Annotated in this window: 19 protein-coding genes and 1 pseudogene; 18 read left to right on the top strand and 2 right to left on the bottom strand. The window is 44.3% G+C overall.

What is annotated here, in order from left to right:
• Window positions 1-11: 11 nt before the first annotated feature.
• From RBH91_RS16395 to RBH91_RS16385, 3 genes and pseudogenes are all read left to right on the top strand, one after another.
• Window positions 12-440 carry a MarR family winged helix-turn-helix transcriptional regulator gene (locus RBH91_RS16395; protein WP_076763338.1) on the top strand — a complete coding sequence of 143 codons (429 nt, stop codon included), beginning with the start codon at window positions 12-14 and terminating at the stop codon, window positions 438-440.
• 141 nt (window positions 441-581) lie between these two features.
• On the top strand, window positions 582-1,625 hold the full coding sequence (locus RBH91_RS16390; protein WP_307892235.1) for an MFS transporter: 1,044 nt from the start codon (window positions 582-584) through the stop codon (window positions 1,623-1,625).
• Window positions 1,607-1,891: pseudogene (locus tag RBH91_RS16385) on the top strand (HlyD family secretion protein); the annotation flags it as partial. The gene RBH91_RS16390 and the pseudogene RBH91_RS16385, both read left to right, overlap by 19 nt.
• Window positions 1,892-1,983: 92 nt before the next feature.
• Here RBH91_RS16385 and RBH91_RS16380 read toward each other — a convergent pair.
• A complete protein-coding gene (locus RBH91_RS16380; RefSeq protein ID WP_076763329.1) occupies window positions 1,984-2,784 on the bottom strand; it encodes an NAD kinase in 801 nt (266 codons plus the stop codon).
• 192 nt (window positions 2,785-2,976) lie between these two features.
• On the opposite strand from RBH91_RS16380, the gene sppA reads away from it, so the two are divergent.
• The 15 genes from sppA to RBH91_RS16305 all read left to right on the top strand — a co-directional run bounded on the left by sppA (window position 2,977) and on the right by RBH91_RS16305 (window position 16,364).
• On the top strand, window positions 2,977-3,984 hold the full coding sequence (gene sppA / locus RBH91_RS16375) for a signal peptide peptidase SppA (protein WP_307892234.1): 1,008 nt from the start codon (window positions 2,977-2,979) through the stop codon (window positions 3,982-3,984).
• Between the two features lie 14 nt (window positions 3,985-3,998).
• Window positions 3,999-4,514: an RDD family protein gene (locus tag RBH91_RS16370; protein WP_307892233.1), complete on the top strand. Its 516-nt coding sequence runs from the start codon at window positions 3,999-4,001 to the stop codon at window positions 4,512-4,514.
• Window positions 4,515-4,642: 128 nt separating this feature from the next.
• Window positions 4,643-5,326 (top strand): DUF2953 domain-containing protein, encoded by a 684-nt coding sequence (locus RBH91_RS16365; protein WP_307892232.1) that lies wholly within the window; start codon window positions 4,643-4,645, stop codon window positions 5,324-5,326.
• Window positions 5,327-5,338: 12 nt separating this feature from the next.
• Window positions 5,339-5,794 (top strand): GerW family sporulation protein, encoded by a 456-nt coding sequence (ytfJ, locus tag RBH91_RS16360; RefSeq protein ID WP_076763319.1) that lies wholly within the window; start codon window positions 5,339-5,341, stop codon window positions 5,792-5,794.
• Between the two features lie 159 nt (window positions 5,795-5,953).
• Window positions 5,954-6,457, top strand: a complete 504-nt coding sequence (gene tpx / locus RBH91_RS16355; RefSeq protein WP_076763316.1) for a thiol peroxidase — start codon at window positions 5,954-5,956, stop codon at window positions 6,455-6,457.
• A gap of 82 nt (window positions 6,458-6,539) precedes the next feature.
• Complete coding sequence (locus RBH91_RS16350) at window positions 6,540-7,526, top strand: class I SAM-dependent methyltransferase (protein ID WP_307892231.1); 987 nt, start codon at window positions 6,540-6,542, stop codon at window positions 7,524-7,526.
• Between the two features lie 225 nt (window positions 7,527-7,751).
• Window positions 7,752-8,939 carry an acetate kinase gene (locus RBH91_RS16345; RefSeq protein ID WP_076763311.1) on the top strand — a complete coding sequence of 396 codons (1,188 nt, stop codon included), beginning with the start codon at window positions 7,752-7,754 and terminating at the stop codon, window positions 8,937-8,939.
• A gap of 98 nt (window positions 8,940-9,037) precedes the next feature.
• Complete coding sequence (locus RBH91_RS16340; RefSeq protein WP_307892230.1) at window positions 9,038-9,568, top strand: MogA/MoaB family molybdenum cofactor biosynthesis protein; 531 nt, start codon at window positions 9,038-9,040, stop codon at window positions 9,566-9,568.
• Between the two features lie 192 nt (window positions 9,569-9,760).
• On the top strand, window positions 9,761-10,972 hold the full coding sequence (locus RBH91_RS16335) for an argininosuccinate synthase (RefSeq protein WP_307892229.1): 1,212 nt from the start codon (window positions 9,761-9,763) through the stop codon (window positions 10,970-10,972).
• Window positions 10,969-12,348, top strand: coding sequence for an argininosuccinate lyase (argH, locus tag RBH91_RS16330; RefSeq protein WP_307892228.1), 1,380 nt, complete (start codon window positions 10,969-10,971; stop codon window positions 12,346-12,348). The genes RBH91_RS16335 and argH overlap by 4 nt, the downstream gene beginning before the upstream one ends.
• Window positions 12,349-12,424: 76 nt before the next feature.
• Window positions 12,425-12,568, top strand: a complete 144-nt coding sequence (locus RBH91_RS16325) for a hypothetical protein (RefSeq protein WP_164470264.1) — start codon at window positions 12,425-12,427, stop codon at window positions 12,566-12,568.
• A 187-nt stretch (window positions 12,569-12,755) separates the two neighbouring features.
• The gene (locus RBH91_RS16320; protein WP_076763301.1) at window positions 12,756-13,517 is read left to right on the top strand and encodes an SDR family oxidoreductase; all 762 of its coding nucleotides are present in this window, start codon (window positions 12,756-12,758) and stop codon (window positions 13,515-13,517) included.
• A gap of 35 nt (window positions 13,518-13,552) precedes the next feature.
• Window positions 13,553-14,239 (top strand): metal-dependent hydrolase, encoded by a 687-nt coding sequence (locus RBH91_RS16315; RefSeq protein ID WP_307892227.1) that lies wholly within the window; start codon window positions 13,553-13,555, stop codon window positions 14,237-14,239.
• Between the two features lie 131 nt (window positions 14,240-14,370).
• On the top strand, window positions 14,371-14,934 hold the full coding sequence (locus RBH91_RS16310) for a PadR family transcriptional regulator (protein WP_307892226.1): 564 nt from the start codon (window positions 14,371-14,373) through the stop codon (window positions 14,932-14,934).
• A gap of 107 nt (window positions 14,935-15,041) precedes the next feature.
• The gene (locus RBH91_RS16305; RefSeq protein ID WP_076763292.1) at window positions 15,042-16,364 is read left to right on the top strand and encodes a CBS domain-containing protein; all 1,323 of its coding nucleotides are present in this window, start codon (window positions 15,042-15,044) and stop codon (window positions 16,362-16,364) included.
• A gap of 28 nt (window positions 16,365-16,392) precedes the next feature.
• On the opposite strand, the gene RBH91_RS16300 is transcribed toward RBH91_RS16305, so the two are convergent.
• Complete coding sequence (locus tag RBH91_RS16300; RefSeq protein ID WP_148958090.1) at window positions 16,393-16,695, bottom strand: YtpI family protein; 303 nt, start codon at window positions 16,693-16,695, stop codon at window positions 16,393-16,395.
• Between the last annotated feature and the right edge of the window lie 142 nt (window positions 16,696-16,837).

Genomic DNA, 16,837 nt, shown 5'->3' with positions numbered 1-16,837 from the left:
GGGGGATATCCTTGGCTCATGACTCACTCCGCAAAATTGAGAAGGAAATCGCGCTTTTGGTGCGTTTGACAACGGCTTACAGTCCGCGGTTTGGAAATTTGGACCGCTCTGAATACCTGCTCTTGAGTGAGCTTGATAAACAAAGTCCTCTTGCAATCAATACATTGGCAGAAAAATTAATGCTTAATCTTTCGACCGCAAGCAGACAGGTCTCCGCATTGGAACGAAAGAATTTCATCAGGCGTTTTCCCGATCCGCAAAATGGACGGATCAGCCTTGTAGAAATGACATCGGAAGGCATTGATATTCTTTACAAAGTTCAAAAGGCCCGCTACGATGTGTATACGGAGATTCTCCAAGACTGGCCGAATGAAGAACTGAACATATTGGAGACTCATTTAACACGGCTGAATCGGGATTTTAAAAAGTGGAGCAAATAATTCATTAGGCTGTTGATCAAAGATCAGCGGCCTTTTTCTTTTTTATCAGATGATCTGTTGATTTATGAAAAGAAGGATGTACAATATAACTTGCATTATACAACTTGTATTATGAAACATAAGTAGAAAGGAGGAGTACTGATGAGTCAACCCGATGAAACCATTCGAGACGCTAAGAATATCAGCATTCCCAAATATTTAATCATGACCGTTTTAACAATATTTTCGATTGGGCCGCAATACTTTCTCAATCTGTCATATACGCTGAATCAAGTCGTGATTCAAAATGGACTGCATTTGACAACCGGCGATATGCGAATGCCTTCCATTTTCTCAAACCTAGCTTTTGCGCTCGGTGTTCCGCTTGGCCGTGTACTTTCAAGGAGGTTCGGGATTCGGAACAGCTACCTGGCCTTCATTTTTGTTTTCTTATACGGGTCGCTTATCGATGCGTTTTCGGCAGGTTTGATTTCGCTTATTGTCGGAAGGGTGATCCAAGGATTAAGCGCAGGGATGCTGTTTTTGACGATTCTTCCTGTTAAATTGGTCTCTTTTCCGAATAAGTTCCGTCATCTGTTTTTATTTTTTGTGATCACCGGGCTGTTCGGCGCCTCTGCTCTAGGAGCCGTTTTTGGTTCATTATCTTTAAGCGCAGATACATGGCGCTGGGTGTTTATATTAAATATATGCTCTCCGATTCTTTGTCTAGTGATTGGATTTTTAACATTGCCGAAACAAGCGTCTGCTCAGCGCGTAAATCACTCGATTGACAAGACGGGTGTATTCTTGTTGTCGCTTCTCATGATAGTTTTGGCGGTTCCATTTATCCATTTGCAGGAAAGCGGCTTTCATTCGCTTTATGTATGGCCGTTCTTTTTGGCTGCATTTATCTTATTGGGCCTGTTTATCATGACTGACCTCCGTGCCGAACATCCTTTAGTGCCATTTCATTCGCTATGGACGGCGAAATCTGTGTCAGGGACGATCATGGCCGTTGTGTCTCATATTGCGCTGATTGTCGCCCTTGCCGGTGATATTCACCAAGCTTCGAAACGCTCGGTTTCCCTTCATTTTATTCGTAATTTTGCCGGTGCGGCTGCAGCACCGGTTCTCGGCTGGTTTGCGTCAATGAAGAATACCGTTCACTACGAAACGATCAGGGGGGATATCAGCCCGCTAATATAAAAGAAACGGAATTACACGACATCGAAAAAGGCGATAAGGTGGATATTAAAGTTGACGGAGATCCTAATGCGTCGTTTGAAGGTAAAGTGGAGGAGATCGCTTATGCGGCGAATTCGGTATTTTCAATGCTGCCCGAAATAAACACAAGCGGAAGCTATACGAAAGTGACTGAGAAAGTAAAAGTGAAGATTTCGATCCAAAATCCGTCTTCTAAAGTGCTGCCTGGAATGAATGCGGAAGTGAAAGTTTCTTTATCATCGCATTGAAAGGATTTTAAACCGTTTTAGGATTTTATCAAAAATCTAAAGGGACAAGACAGCCGTTCTTGTCCCTTTTTGGTGTAAGGGTTTTCAAAAGATTAAAGGAAAGTGCGCTTAACTTTTTCCCAGAATGAATTATCTTTTAGCTTAATGGTCTTGACGACCTTTCCGGAGAGGCTGACCTCAACCTCTTTTACATGCATCGTGCTGAAGGCTTCGTTATCAAGTCCTATGATCGGATAATCATTGCCGTCTTGGACGATTTTTAATGTCAGCTTGCGGTCTGCGCTTAATATAAATGGAGATCCCAGCGTCCGGTATGTGTTGTTATTTAGTGAGGCCAGTTCTGTGACCTGTATGCACGGCAGCAGCGGATCGACAATCGCTCCTTCGACAGATTTATTATATGCAGTGCTTCCTGTCGGGGTGGATACAATCATGCCGTCTCCCCGAAATGTTTCAAAATGAAAATCGTCAATAAACACATCCATCACAAACGTTTTGATAATACTCGAGCGGATGGAGACTTCATTCAGACATTGAAAGCGGTTTGTTCCGTCCACCGTCACATCGATGAGCGGATATTTTCTGACTTCAATCTGATCTGAATTTGTCGCTTCAATCATTTTATCTGTATCATGTATATTGAAATCCGCATATAAATGAGCTTTCCCCTTTTTCGCCACGCCTACATACAGGCAGTCATCCCTGAAATTCGTTTTTCGCACCGCCTGCAAAAATGTGCCGTCACCGCCGATGCTTGCGATAATATTGGCTTTCTCGTGCTGGTGAACGACGCGAAATCCGTGTTCTTCCGCTAGCTGTTTCAGCTTTTTGCACTGCTCGTCAGTTTCTTCGCTTTTTTTGTAAAAGAAATAGATGTTCCGGCGGTCTGTCACAATCATTCTCCCCTTTGTCGTTGAAGTTTAGATTTTTCTGCCATCTAACATATATGTTAAAATGACCTGTGACCCTAGTTTATCATGTCCTAAATATTTCTTGTATATGAAGCATCATCATATTGAACTTTTTCTCTTCATATACGTACTAAGACATGTAGCTGTTTTAATTAAAGGAGGAGGAGAAAAAGGATGAATCCTAAAAGATGGGTAGCACTTGTAATTGCATTGGGCGTTTTTGGGATTTCTGTAATTATGAGTCTTATGATGGCTGTGTTTGACAGTTTCGGCGACGACAGCAAGATGCAGTTTGGACTCAATGACACGCAGGAAGAAAAGGTACTGGAACAAGGAAGCGGATCGAGCAAAATCGCCGTGCTTGAAGTGGATGGAACGATTGCTGATAACGGAGATTCGGCAAGCCTTCTTGGATCTGATGGATACAACCACAGATCATTCTTAAAAATGCTTGAAAAAGCAAAAGATGATTCCGGAGTGAAAGGAATCATTTTGCGCGTCAATTCTCCGGGAGGAGGCGTATACGAAAGCGCTGAAATACATAAGAAGCTGGAAGAAATCAAAAAAGAAACGAAGAAACCGATTTACGTTTCAATGGGGTCGATGGCCGCATCAGGAGGCTATTATATATCAACGCCTGCCGATAAAATTTTCGCAGCGCCGGACACGCTCACAGGCTCTCTTGGGGTCATTATGGAAAGCCTGAACTACAGCGAGCTTGCAGAAAAGCTTGGCTTGAAAACCGAAACGATTAAAAGCGGGGAATTTAAAGACATCATGTCTCCGACACGCGACATGACGAAAAAAGAACGGGACATCATGCAATCCATGGTTGATGATGCATTTGAAGGATTCGTAGATGTGATTGCTGAAGGGCGCGATATGTCTGAAAGCGATGTAAAGAAAATCGCCGATGGGCGCGTTTATGACGGCCGCCAGGCTAAAAAGAACCATCTCGTTGATGAACTCGGCTATTATGAAGATGCGGTTAAAGCGATGAAAAAAGACCATAAAAGCCTTGCAGACGCATCTGTCATCAGCTATCAAGAATCAACAGGCATTGCATCGCTTTTATCAATGAGCGCAAACAAAATCTTTAAGAGTGAAGCGGACTTTTTAAACATTAAAGAAGCGATATCGCAATCCGGCGCACCAAGACTGATGTATCTTTACGCTAAATAGGAGGGGACCGAAAAATGGATGTGACTTATGATGGAAAGGATCATAATGAATTATCATCGCCCGCTGAAGTTTCTCGGCAAGAATCGGCCCCAGGGGTAGAGTATGCCTTTGCCGGCTTTTGGGTCAGATTTTGGGCTTTTTTGCTTGATGGGATTGTCGTAGGCAGCATCAACCGTTTAGTGGTGTCTCCTGTTTTCAGTTTGCTCAATCTTCCTAAAGAATCAGGTTTTTTCACTTTTTCGCTGTACTCAGTCACAACGGCTATTGTGTTTTTTGCCTACTTTGCCGTGATGACCAAGTTCTTTAGACAGACATTGGGCAAAATGGTGTTTGGGCTGCAGGTCGTTTCACTAACTCCTGGAAAAGGGCTGACATGGGATGTCATTTTTTTCAGAGAAATAATCGGCCGCTACATCAACAGCTTGTATATCACCTATATCATTGTGGCGTTTTTGCCAAAGAAACAGGGACTTCACGACTTTTTTGCGGATACCGCAGTCGTTCATGAAAAATTGTATCGCAAAAAGTGAATGAATGGGCGAATCAAAACCCGGCTTATGCAAGCCGGGTTTTTTGCTGTCATTAAACCTTGGCTGTCCGCTACGTTTATTTTTGTTGATTTCTTCCTATAATGCCTAATATAAGAGGAAGTGAAATCATGATTTACATATGGGTTGCTGTAGTACTCGCCATGCTCGCTGCTGTTTTGATCATGAAAATCCGCATAGCGGTTGAATACATCCATGCAGATGATGACGACCGTTTGACGGTCAAGATCCGGACGGCATTCGGGCTTGTTCGCATCAAAAAGGAGATTCCGATGGTTAAAGTTAATCAAAAGGACATGACTATTGATGTAAAAGAACAAACGAACACAGCATTAAAAAAAGATAAAAAGAGAAGAAAAGTCGGTTTTCGGGAAGTGCTGAATAATCTGGGGCAAATGAAAAAGCTGGCCGAACAGATTATCAATCTTCAGCCGATCATCCGCAAGTTTTTAAAGAGAATTCATGTGATCAAGCTCGAATGGACGTCTGTTCTCGGTTTTCCCGACGCCGCTTTAACCGGAATCATCACAGGCGGCGCCTGGTCTCTAAAAGCCGGCACAATCGCTGTATTGGATCAGTTTTTTTGTCTTGACAATCGTCCGGAATATGAGGTGATACCCGTCTTCAACAGCCCGGCCTCCAAAACACATCTGACATGTATATTCCATTTTCGCGTTGGACATGCTATAACCGCAGCTTTCAGTATCGTTATTCATTGGAAAGGGAAAGTGCGCGGCTTATTTAAGCTGCCGAAAAATCTGTCAGGTTCAACAAAGAAAGATTCATCAGTATAGGAGGAATTGAATATGGCTGAACATCCAATTCAAGGTTTGATGAAAACCGCCATGGAAAATTTAAAAGAAATGATCGATGTCAATACCATTATTGGAGATCCTGTAGAAACACCTGACGGCAGCGTCATTTTAACCGTCTCTAGAGTAGGCTTTGGTTTTGCAGCCGGCGGAAGCGAGTTCGGCGGCAATAAACAGGCAGAATCGAAAGCTAGTGACGGGGATCGTGAACGAAAAGAAGCGAAGCTCCCGTTTGGCGGCGGAAGCGGCGGAGGCGTATCGATTACGCCGATTGCTTTTTTAATTGTCGGCACATCAGGCGTTAAAATTCTGCACTTGGATGAAAATACGCATGTTATTGATAAGATATTAGAATCAGCCCCGCAAACGATCGAACGAATCCAGCAGGTCTTCAAGAAAAATGATAAGCAAAAACAGCAAATGAACCATCAAAACAATACGCCGTTTTAAAAGATCCGTCAGCCTGGCTTTTTCGGTAAACAGCAGCTCCTTGAAGTTAACTGTCTTGATTGCAGTTAACTTTTTTCAGGTATGGGCCAAACTTAAGTTTTGCAGTTTGGCCTAAACTCTTTTATAGTAGAGTCATACATAAGTGAAGGAGGAATGATGATGGCTTCAATAACATTTAAAGGAAACCCTGTTACATTGGTGGGTTCAGAAGTGCATGCCGGCGACCAAGCTCCTGACTTTACGGTGCTGTCCAACTCGCTTGAGGAAGTCACACTTCAAGATATAAAAGGAAAACCCGCTATTATATCTGTGATTCCGTCTATCGATACAGGGGTTTGTGATGCACAGACCCGCCGTTTCAACGAAGAAGCCGCAGGCCTCGGTTCAGTGAAAGTTTATACAATCAGTGCAGATCTTCCTTTTGCACAGGCGCGCTGGTGCGGGTCAAACGGAATTGAAAATGTGGAAACATTGTCAGATCACCGCGAGATGTCATTTGGGGAAGCGTTTGGCGTTTATATCAAAGAATTGAGATTGCTTGCCCGTTCTGTTTTTGTTTTAGATGAAAACGGAAAAGTCGTGTACACTGAATATGTAAGTGAAGCGACAAACCATCCGGATTATGAAAAAGCGATTGAAGCCGCAAAATCGCTCATCAAGTAAAATTGAACGTAAAAAGGGCTCCAGGTGATCACTTGCCGGAGCTCTTTTCATGGCTCTGATTTTTTGATAAGGAGAGACATTTATGCAAAACTTTCAAGTGGAAACGATATATGAATGGCTTGACAAAGGGGCGAACATCATTGCCGGCGACAGGCAAATTCCATACATAGAAGCTTTGGCAGAAGCGGGCGAGGCGTTCTTTACAAAGGATGCAAACCGCGGGCTGTCCGAATCAGCCGCCCAAAAAATGGAGGAGCTGATCGGCAAAGCCAGCTTTGCTGAATGCCGCCATGAATCGATACGCAAAGCGTTCCAGCTCGCCATATTGAAGGGCCAGAAAAATATTCCCCATCCGAACAGGCAGATGACGCCAGATACGATCGGTTTATTTATCGGCTATCTCGTCAACAAATTCATGGGGCGCAAAAAAGGGATGACTCTTTTTGACCCGGCAGCCGGCACGGGCAACCTGTTGCTTGCCGTTTTAAATCAGCTTCCTGAAGAGGCCGGCAAAGCCTTCGGTTCAGAGATTGACGATGTACTGATTAAGCTCGCATATGTTCAGGCAAACCTTCAGCAAAAGGAGATCGAATTTTTTAACCAGGACAGCTTGCAGCCTCTTTTTATGGACCTTGTGGATGCGGTTCTCTGTGATCTTCCTGTCGGATATTATCCGGATGATGAAAGCGCCGCGGCGTTCAAGCTGAAAGCTGATGAAGGCCACTCTTTTTCACATCATCTGTTCATTGAGCAAAGCCTGACATATACAAAACCGGGCGGATACCTATTTTTCATGATTCCGAATCATTTGTTTGAAAACAGCCAAAGCGAAAAGCTGCGCAGCTTTTTAAAAGACAACGCGCATATTAATGCAGTTCTTCAGCTCCCATTGTCGATTTTTAAAGATGAAGCACATGGCAAAAGCATCTTGGTTTTACAAAAGCAAGGCGAACAGGCCAAAGCTCCGAAACAGGTGCTGCTCGCTCAGATTCCGTCATTTTCAAATAAAGAAGCGATGCTCAAGATGACGGCTAAACTCGACAATTGGTTCAGGCATGAAAAGAACTAAGAAAGTCAGAGATGGTATTCTCTGACTGTTTTTATTTTCAGAAAATAATAATTTCTTTTTGAAAACGCTACCAATTAAGATAGCGACTTGAAATGGAGTGTTCGGAGTGTTTAAATGAGAAAGGCAGATATTTTTTGAATTTACTAAGAACGATTTTATACATATTTTTTATGATCCGGGTTGAACATAAAGTCACCGGACTCTAGGTAAAAAGGAGCGTCATTTATGTCCAAAATTATTGCAATCAACGCTGGAAGCTCATCATTAAAGTTTCAGCTTTTTGAAATGCCCAGCGAAAAAGTATTAACAAAAGGTTTGGTTGAACGAATTGGTTTAGACAACAGCATTTTCACCATTTCTGTCGACGATGAGAAAAAGAGTGAAACAACTGATATTCCGGATCATTCTGTAGCCGTAAAAATGCTGCTGAATAAACTGACGGAATTTGGCATTATTCAAGATTTAAACGAAATCGATGGAATCGGCCACCGCGTAGTCCACGGAGGCGAAAAATTCAGCGACTCTGTTTTATTGACAGATGAAATGATTGAAGAGATTGAAGAGATTTCTGAATTGGCGCCGCTTCATAACCCGGCCAATATCATCGGAATCAAAGCGTTTAAAGAAGTTCTTTCAAATGTGCCTGCAGTTGCCGTGTTTGATACTGCTTTTCACCAATCAATGCCTGAGCAATCATATTTATACAGTCTGCCTTATGAATACTATGAAAAGTTCGGCATCCGCAAATACGGTTTTCACGGAACGTCTCATAAATATGTCACTGAACGCGCAGCAGAGCTTCTCGGCCGTCCGCTTAAAGAGCTTCGCCTGATTTCCTGCCACCTTGGAAACGGGGCAAGCATCGCTGCTGTTGAAGGCGGAGAATCAATCGATACGTCAATGGGCTTTACACCGCTTGCCGGCGTAGCGATGGGGACGCGCTCAGGAAACATCGACCCGGCGCTCATCCCATTCATTATGGAAAAAACGGGACAGACAGCTGACGAAGTCTTGAATACACTCAATAAAAAGAGCGGTCTTTTAGGCATTTCCGGTTTTTCAAGCGATTTGCGCGACATTGTTGAAGCGACTAAAGAAGGCAATGAGCGCGCGGAAACGGCTCTTGAAGTATTTGCGAGCAGAATCCATAAATACATCGGTTCTTATGCGGCAAGAATGAGCGGAGTCGACGCCATCATTTTCACTGCCGGCATCGGCGAAAACAGCGTTGAAGTCAGAGAACGCGTCCTTCGCGGCTTGGAATTCATGGGCGTATATTGGGATCCGGCTTTAAATAATGTCCGCGGACAAGAAGCATTTATCAGCTATCCGCATTCACCTGTAAAAGTCATCATCATTCCGACAAATGAAGAAGTCATGATTGCAAGAGATGTTGTAAGATTGGCTCAGTAAAAAATGAAAGGAACAGCCTTCTCTTATGAGAGGGCTGTTTTTTTACAGGTATTCTCCTTTATAATGAAAAAAGATTGCAAAAAAGGAGGCCGCCAGCCATGAGCGTAGAGCAGCACAAAAAAGAAGCGCCTGACTGTGTAAACTGCAAGGTTATTACCGTAAGCGACACAAGATCTGAAGACACTGATAAAAGCGGCAGGCTGATGAAAGAATTTTTAAAAGGAGCCGGCCATAAGGTCATCTCCTATGAGATTGTAAAGGACGAAAAAGAAGATATTCAAGCAGCGGTGTTTGAGGGCTGTCTTGACGATCGGATTGATGCGATTCTGCTGAATGGCGGGACAGGCATTGCCGCAAGGGATGTGACGATCGAATCAATCGTTCCTCTCTTTTCAAAAGAGATTCCGGGATTTGGAGAAATCTTTCGAATGCTAAGCTACACAGAGGATATCGGTGCAAGCGCGATTCTCTCCAGAGCGGCAGCGGGCGTTATTCAAAACAAAGCCGTATTTGCGACGCCGGGTTCAAGCGGCGCTGTGAAGCTGGCGATGTCAAAATTGATCGTTCCCGAGCTTGCACACGTCATCAGAGAACTGAGAAAAGACATGGCACAAAGCCGGCGGGTTTAAGGCACGTGCCCGCGGCGGATAAAGCTGAATATGACATGAACTTCATTCATAAAAAATGAATGAAGTTTTTTTTATAAAAAGGTTGAAAAAACCAAACTTCCTTGTTAAAGTGTATACATATTAAATGTATTTTTATTAGAAAAAACTTATTTTTATACAAAAAGAGCACCTAGATGAGAGGAGTTTTACAAAATGACGCAAAAGAAAAAAGTGGTTTTAGCATACTCAGGAGGGCTTGACACTTCTGTCGCGATAAAATGGCTCCAAGAACAGGGATATGATGTGGTTGCCTGCTGTCTTGACGTCGGTGAAGGCAAGGATCTTGCATTTGTCCAGCAAAAAGCGCTTCAGGTTGGGGCTGTTCATTCATATATGATTGACGCAAAAGAAGAATTTGCAAAGGATTTTGCTTTGACCGCCCTTCAGGCCCATACGTTGTATGAAGGAAAATATCCGCTGGTTTCAGCTCTTTCAAGACCGCTGATCGCAAAGAAGCTTGTTGAAATTGCTGAAAAGGAAAATGCCGAAGCCGTTGCCCACGGCTGCACTGGCAAAGGAAATGACCAAGTGCGCTTTGAAGTATCCATTAAATCATTGAATCCGGATTTGGAAGTTCTCGCGCCGGTACGCGAATGGAAATGGTCCCGCGACGAAGAGATCGCCTATGCAGAAAAGCATGGCATTCCGATTCCGATCAATCTTGACAGCCCATATTCAATCGACCAAAATCTGTGGGGCAGAAGCAATGAATGCGGCATCCTTGAAGACCCATGGGCTGCGCCTCCTGAAGGAGCGTATGACTTAACAAAGCCGCTTGAAAAAACCCCTGATACACCCGATGTGATCGAAATTGCTTTTGAACAAGGAATTCCGGTATCCATTGACGGTGTTCCATATTCACTGTCAGACTTGATTTTAAAGCTGAATGAATTGGCAGGCGAACACGGAGTAGGCCGTATCGACCACGTTGAAAACCGTCTTGTCGGCATCAAATCGCGCGAAGTATATGAATGCCCCGGCGCCATGACGCTCATCAAAGCGCATAAAGAGCTGGAAGATTTGACATTGGTTAAAGAAGTGGCGCATTTTAAACCTTTGATCGAACAAAAAATGGCTGAAGTGATTTATAACGGTCTGTGGTTCTCCCCGTTGAAAGATGCGCTTTTCGCTTTCTTGAAAGAAACGCAGAAGCATGTCACAGGCGTCGTCCGCGTCAAGCTGTTTAAAGGCCATGCGATCGTCGAAGGCCGCCAGTCTGAGTATTCTCTCTATGATGAAAAATTAGCGACTTACACAAAAGATGATGCATTTGACCATCATGCAGCAGTGGGCTTTATCGAGCTGTGGGGACTGCCGACAAAAGTAAACAGCATCGTCAAGAAAAAGGAGCAGATTAAAGCATGAAAAAGCTTTGGGGAGGCCGGTTCCAAAAAACACCGGAAAAATGGGTCGATGAGTTCGGAGCATCGATCCACTTTGACAAAACGCTCGTAAAAGAAGATATTGCAGGGTCTCTCGCCCATGCTTCAATGCTCGAAAAGTGCGGCATTTTAACAGAAGAGGAAGCGGAAAAAATAAAGGAAGGCCTGACATCTCTTTTGCACAAAGCGGAAAAAAATGAGCTGGATTTTTCTGTCGATTACGAAGACATTCATTTAAACCTCGAAAAAATGCTCATTGATGAGGTCGGACCGCTCGGTGGAAAACTTCATACGGCAAGAAGCCGCAACGACCAAGTGGCGACTGATATGCATCTGTATTTAAAACACCACACAGAGCATATCATCGAATTGATCACAGCTTTTCAAAGCGTGCTTGTCGATCAAGCGGAAGAGCATGTTGAGACGATTTTACCAGGATATACGCATTTGCAGCGGGCTCAGCCGATTTCATTTGCTCACCATCTATTAGCCTATTTTTGGATGCTTGAACGTGATAAAGAACGCTACAGTGATTCATTAAAACGGATTAATAAATCGCCATTGGGCTGCGGCGCCCTTGCAGGGACGACATTTCCGATCGACCGTGAATATTCGGCCGAACTGCTCGGTTTTGATTCCATTTATGAAAACAGTCTTGACGGAGTCAGCGACAGGGACTTCATCCTCGAATTTTTAAGTGCGAGCAGCATTCTGATGATGCATTTATCGAGATTTTCCGAAGAAATCATTCTTTGGTGCTCACAGGAATTTAAGTTTGTCGAACTTGATGACACATATGCCACAGGCAGCAGCATGATGCCGCAAAAGAAAAATCCGGACATGGCGGAGCTCATCCGCGGGAAAACCGGACGCGTATACGGTGATCTGCTCGGTCTGCTGACAATTATGAAGGGCCTCCCGCTGGCTTACAATAAAGACCTTCAGGAAGATAAAGAAGGCATGTTTGATACGGTCAAAACGGTGGAAGGAAGCCTGGAGATTTTTGCCGGGATGATTCAAACGATGACGGTGAACAAAAACATGATGAAAAAGGCCACAGAACAGGATTTCTCAAATGCAACCGAGCTGGCCGATTACTTGGCGAAAAAGGGTATGCCGTTCAGAGAGGCGCATGAAGTCGTCGGCAAGCTTGTTTACACTTGTATTGAGAAAGGCATTTTCCTCAGCGGTCTGCCGTTTGAAGAATTTAAAAATGCGAGCGCGCTGTTTGAGGAAGATGTCTACATCGTGCTTGACCCTCATCATGCGGTCGAGAAAAGAATGAGTGAAGGCGGGACCGGATTTAAAAAAGTGGAGGAAGCTCTTCAAAAAGCAAAGCAATGTTTGAACAATTTTTAACACTTCCCGATTCGATTCATAACTGCGCCGATTCGAACGCAAAATAAAGCTGTGAATCGAAAAGAGGGGTGTAGGAATGAAAAAGGATCAGTTACAATCGGCATATATGTTTGATGCCGATGGCGAAAAAGAAACCGTTCAGCAAATCTCCGATGCCTATTTCAGCGGATTTGTTGCTCATGATGACGAACAGCCGCTTTTAGATCAAGACAAACAATAAAAAGCCGGCACAGGCTGAAGCCCGATTGTACGATCGATGGCTTCAGCTTTTTTTAATAGCTGCATATTTGAAAAATGCCGATGTTCCATATGTGATATCCTCAAGGTTTTGTAGTAAAGTATAGATAGAAAAGAATATCATGCCAATGATGGTGAAAACCGAGAACCAATGCTTGGGAGGGAAAGATGTGCGCCATGCGTTAATAACAGCCGGTTCAAAAGGTTTGGGGCGTAAAGTGACCGAAGCGCTCTTGAATAAAGGGTATTCAGTGACGGTCAACTACAGGCAGGATGAAGAAGCTGTCGGCCGCCTCAAATCAGAATGGCGGTCATGCCTTGACCGTTTGCAGTTTGTAAAAGGGGATGTTACGAAAAAGGAAGACTTGCTTCACATGGTGAATGCTGCTCTCGAGCGGTTCGGAAAAATCGACCTGCTGATTAATAATGCCGGCCCATACATATTTGAACGGAAAAAGCTCGCAGATTATACTGATGATGAATGGTATGACATGCTTGAAGGCAATTTAAGCTCTGTCTTCCATCTGTTTAAAGCGGTCATTCCGATCATGAGAAGACAGCAGTTCGGCCGGATCATCACTTACGGATTTCAGGGGGCGGACCATGCGCCGGGCTGGCTGCATCGCTCCGCTTTTGGAGCGGCAAAAGTGGGGCTGGCATCTCTGACGAAAACGATCGCCATTGAAGAAGCGGGCTCAGGCATTACAGCCAATATGGTCTGCCCGGGCAACATCGTCGGAGAGATGAAAGAAGCCTCTATTTCTGATTCGAGGGCTTCCCTCGACAAAGAAACACCGATCGGCAGGTCGGGAACCGGTCAAGATATTGCAAGGATTATCACCTTTCTTTGCGACGAAAATTCAGACTACATTACTGGAACAGTGATTGAGGCGACAGGCGGCTTGAATGTGATAAACCGCCATTCTCTCTAAATGAGGATTAAAATTAGACATGAGGAGTGGATATGATGAAAGTGACATACCATGGCCATTCAGTGATCACAGTTGATACGGGAAAGCACAGTTTAATCTTCGATCCGTTTATCACAGGAAATTCTTTAACAGATCTAAAGCCTGAAGACGTCAAAGCGGATGTCATTCTGCTGACGCACGGCCACAACGACCATGTCGGTGATACAATGGAAATCGCCAAGCGAAACGATGCGCTGGTCGTAGCTCCGAACGAACTCGCGGTATATCTCGGCTGGAAAGGTTTGAACGTACATCCGATGCACATTGGCGGCTCACATCAATTCGATTTTGGGAAAGTGAAATTAACCCAGGCTTTTCATGGCTCCGCTTATACGGAAGAAGACAGCCAAAAAATCGTCTATACCGGAATGCCGGCTGGAATCCTGCTGACCGTTGAAGGAAAAACGATTTTTCATGCAGGAGACACCGGACTCTTCTCAGATATGAAGCTCATTGGCGAACTGAATCATATTGACCTCGCATTTTTGCCGATCGGTGATAATTTTACGATGGGCCCTGAAGATGCAAAACTTGCTGCTGAGTGGCTCAGGGCAAAACAGGTTGTTCCTGTTCACTACTCTACGTTCCCGGTGATCGAACAGGACCCGCACACCTTTGCAGACAGTCTGCCGGGCGGCGTCGGGAAAGTGCTTGAGGTCGGAGAATCGCTGGAATTTAAATAGGCTTTTGTTCACCAGGGTCCCGCTTCCGGGTCCCTTTTTTACAGCCGAAATCGTTATATGTAAATCAAAACATGTCAATCATGGTATAATACGAGCAGCGAAAAAGTTGGATACATCTTTGGAGGGTGATTATGAGGGTATTGAAATATGCGATTTTAGGGCTGCTGGATAAAGGAAGCCTGAGCGGCTATGACATGACAAGCCGTTTTAAAGCCGAACTTGGCCAGTTCTGGAGCGCAAAGCACAGCCAGATTTATCCCGAATTGAAAAAGCTTACAGATGAAGGATTTATTGAATTCAAAACGGTCATACAAGGCTCGAAATTGGAAAAGAAGATGTACTCCATCACGCCTGAAGGAAAGCGTGAGCTCCATGAGTGGCTTACGGCATTTAAGCCTGTGCCTGACACGGTGAAAGATGAGTTTATGTTAAAAGCTTATTTTATTTCTGCGATGGAGCTTGAGGAAGCCAAAGCGCTTTTTGCCGACCAGCTTTCCAAAAGAAAAGAGAAAGCCGTCTTTTTAAAAAAAAAGCTTGAAGAGCTGAAAGAGGAAGCGGGTCAATCGATTTCGTTTCGGTCGCCGCACTTTGGCCATTATTTGGTGCTGACAAGGGCGCTCGAGCGGGAAAATGGCTACTGTTCCTGGCTTTTAACAGCGCTTGAGATGCTGGCGGATGATCAGCCTCCGGCATGACAGCCGGCTTTTCTATGATGTGACATGGTTAGGCCGGATTGCGGTCAAAACGCCCAAGCATTTATAATAAAACCATAATAAGCAGTCAGAGGATGAAGGTGAAACGATTGGCGACAAAACATGAACAGATTTTAAAATATATTGATTCCCTGTCCGTCGGCGAAAAAATCTCTGTCAGACGGATAGCCAAAGAGATGAAAGTAAGCGAAGGGACAGCTTACAGAGCGATTAAAGAAGCTGAGAACAAAGGATTCGTCAGCACGATCGAAAGGGTCGGCACGATCCGGATCGAGCAAAAGAAAAAAGAAAACATTGAAAAGCTGACATACGCTGAAGTGGTAAATGTGATAGACGGACACGTTCTCGGCGGTAAAGCAGGGCTTCACAAAACGCTCAACAAATTCGTCATCGGCGCGATGAAGCTTGATGCGATGATGAGATATACCGGAGCCGGCAACCTCCTGATTGTCGGAAACCGGATCGATGCGCATCGCCAGGCTCTTGAAGCGGGCGCCGCTGTTTTGGTAACAGGCGGTTTTGACACGGAACCTTCGATTATTGAGCTTGCAGACAGGCTGGAGCTACCGGTCATTTCCACCAGCTATGACACGTTTACGGTTGCAGCCATGATCAACAGGGCGATTTATGACCAGCTGATTAAAAAAGAAGTCGTGCTTGTAGAAGATATTTTAACCCCGCTTGAAAAAACGGTCTGCTTATCTCCGCAGGAAAAGCTGGAAAGATGGTATGAAAAGAACTTTGAAACGGGCCACGGCCGGTTTCCTGTCGTTGACGATCAGATGAAAATCCATGGTATTTTAACTTCAAAGGATGTTGCGGGATATGGCCGTTCGGTGCTGATTGAAAAAGTCATGACGAAAAATCCGATTACGGTTGTCGGTAAAACATCTGTAGCTTCAGCGGCGCAAATGATGGTCTGGGAAGGAATCGAAGTGCTTCCTGTTGTAGATGAGCGCCAGAAGCTGATCGGCATGATCAGCAGACAGGATGTTTTAAAAGCGCTTCAAATGATTCAAAAACAGCCGCAGGTCGGTGAAAAACTTGATGATATCGTGACAGGCGGGTTCAAGGAATCCGAAAATGACAAGAACAAGCCTTCTCCCGTGTATCAATATGAGGTCACACCGCAAATGACAAACCACTTGGGGACGATTTCTTACGGCGTTTTTACGACGATACTGACCGAAGCGGCGAACCGCTTTCTGCGTTCGCTTAAAAAAGGAGAGCTTGTCATAGAGAGTATGACGATTTATTTTTTAAAGCCCGTTCAAATGGAGTCTGTCATTGAAATTAAACCGAATATTCTTGAAGCCGGAAGGAAATTCGGAAAAATGGATATCGAAGTCTTTCACCAAGGTGCTCTTGTCGGAAAAGCGATGATGATGGTGCAGCTGATGGAAAGAAGCTAAGGGACGCTGTGATGTCCCTCTTTTTTGCTTATGCGTTTTCCCTTTCGTTTTCTTTTGCAAGCAATGGGACGTAATGCTTATATGCTTTGTATCCGGCCCACATGCTTCCTAATCCGGTCAAAATAAAAATGACACCAATCACGACGGTTAAAGCACCCCGGTGTATCACCAGCTGATTAACGCCGAAAAACATGATGAAAAGGCCTAAACTCATACTTGATTTGGCGGACAAGTATTCCTTTTCAACGGCCCTTTTTGTGCGTACATATTTAACTTTATAGTACACATAAGCAATCGCTGAAACCACAATGAAAAAAACAAAAAACGGCATAATCGACATCCTCCATTGTAAGTTTTACAAACCCATTGTATACATAAACGGGTCCGCTTTCTACAATAAAAAGTCATGACTTTCACTTTCCACCATCAACAGATTATGATTTAATGGTTAAAAACAAGTAAAGAAGGGGCTC

Source organism: Bacillus swezeyi (genome assembly GCF_030908325.1).
Taxonomy (GTDB): Bacteria; Bacillota; Bacilli; order Bacillales; family Bacillaceae; genus Bacillus; species Bacillus swezeyi.
Note: the sequence above shows the minus strand (reverse complement) of the source record. Positions and strands in the feature narration are given on the sequence as shown.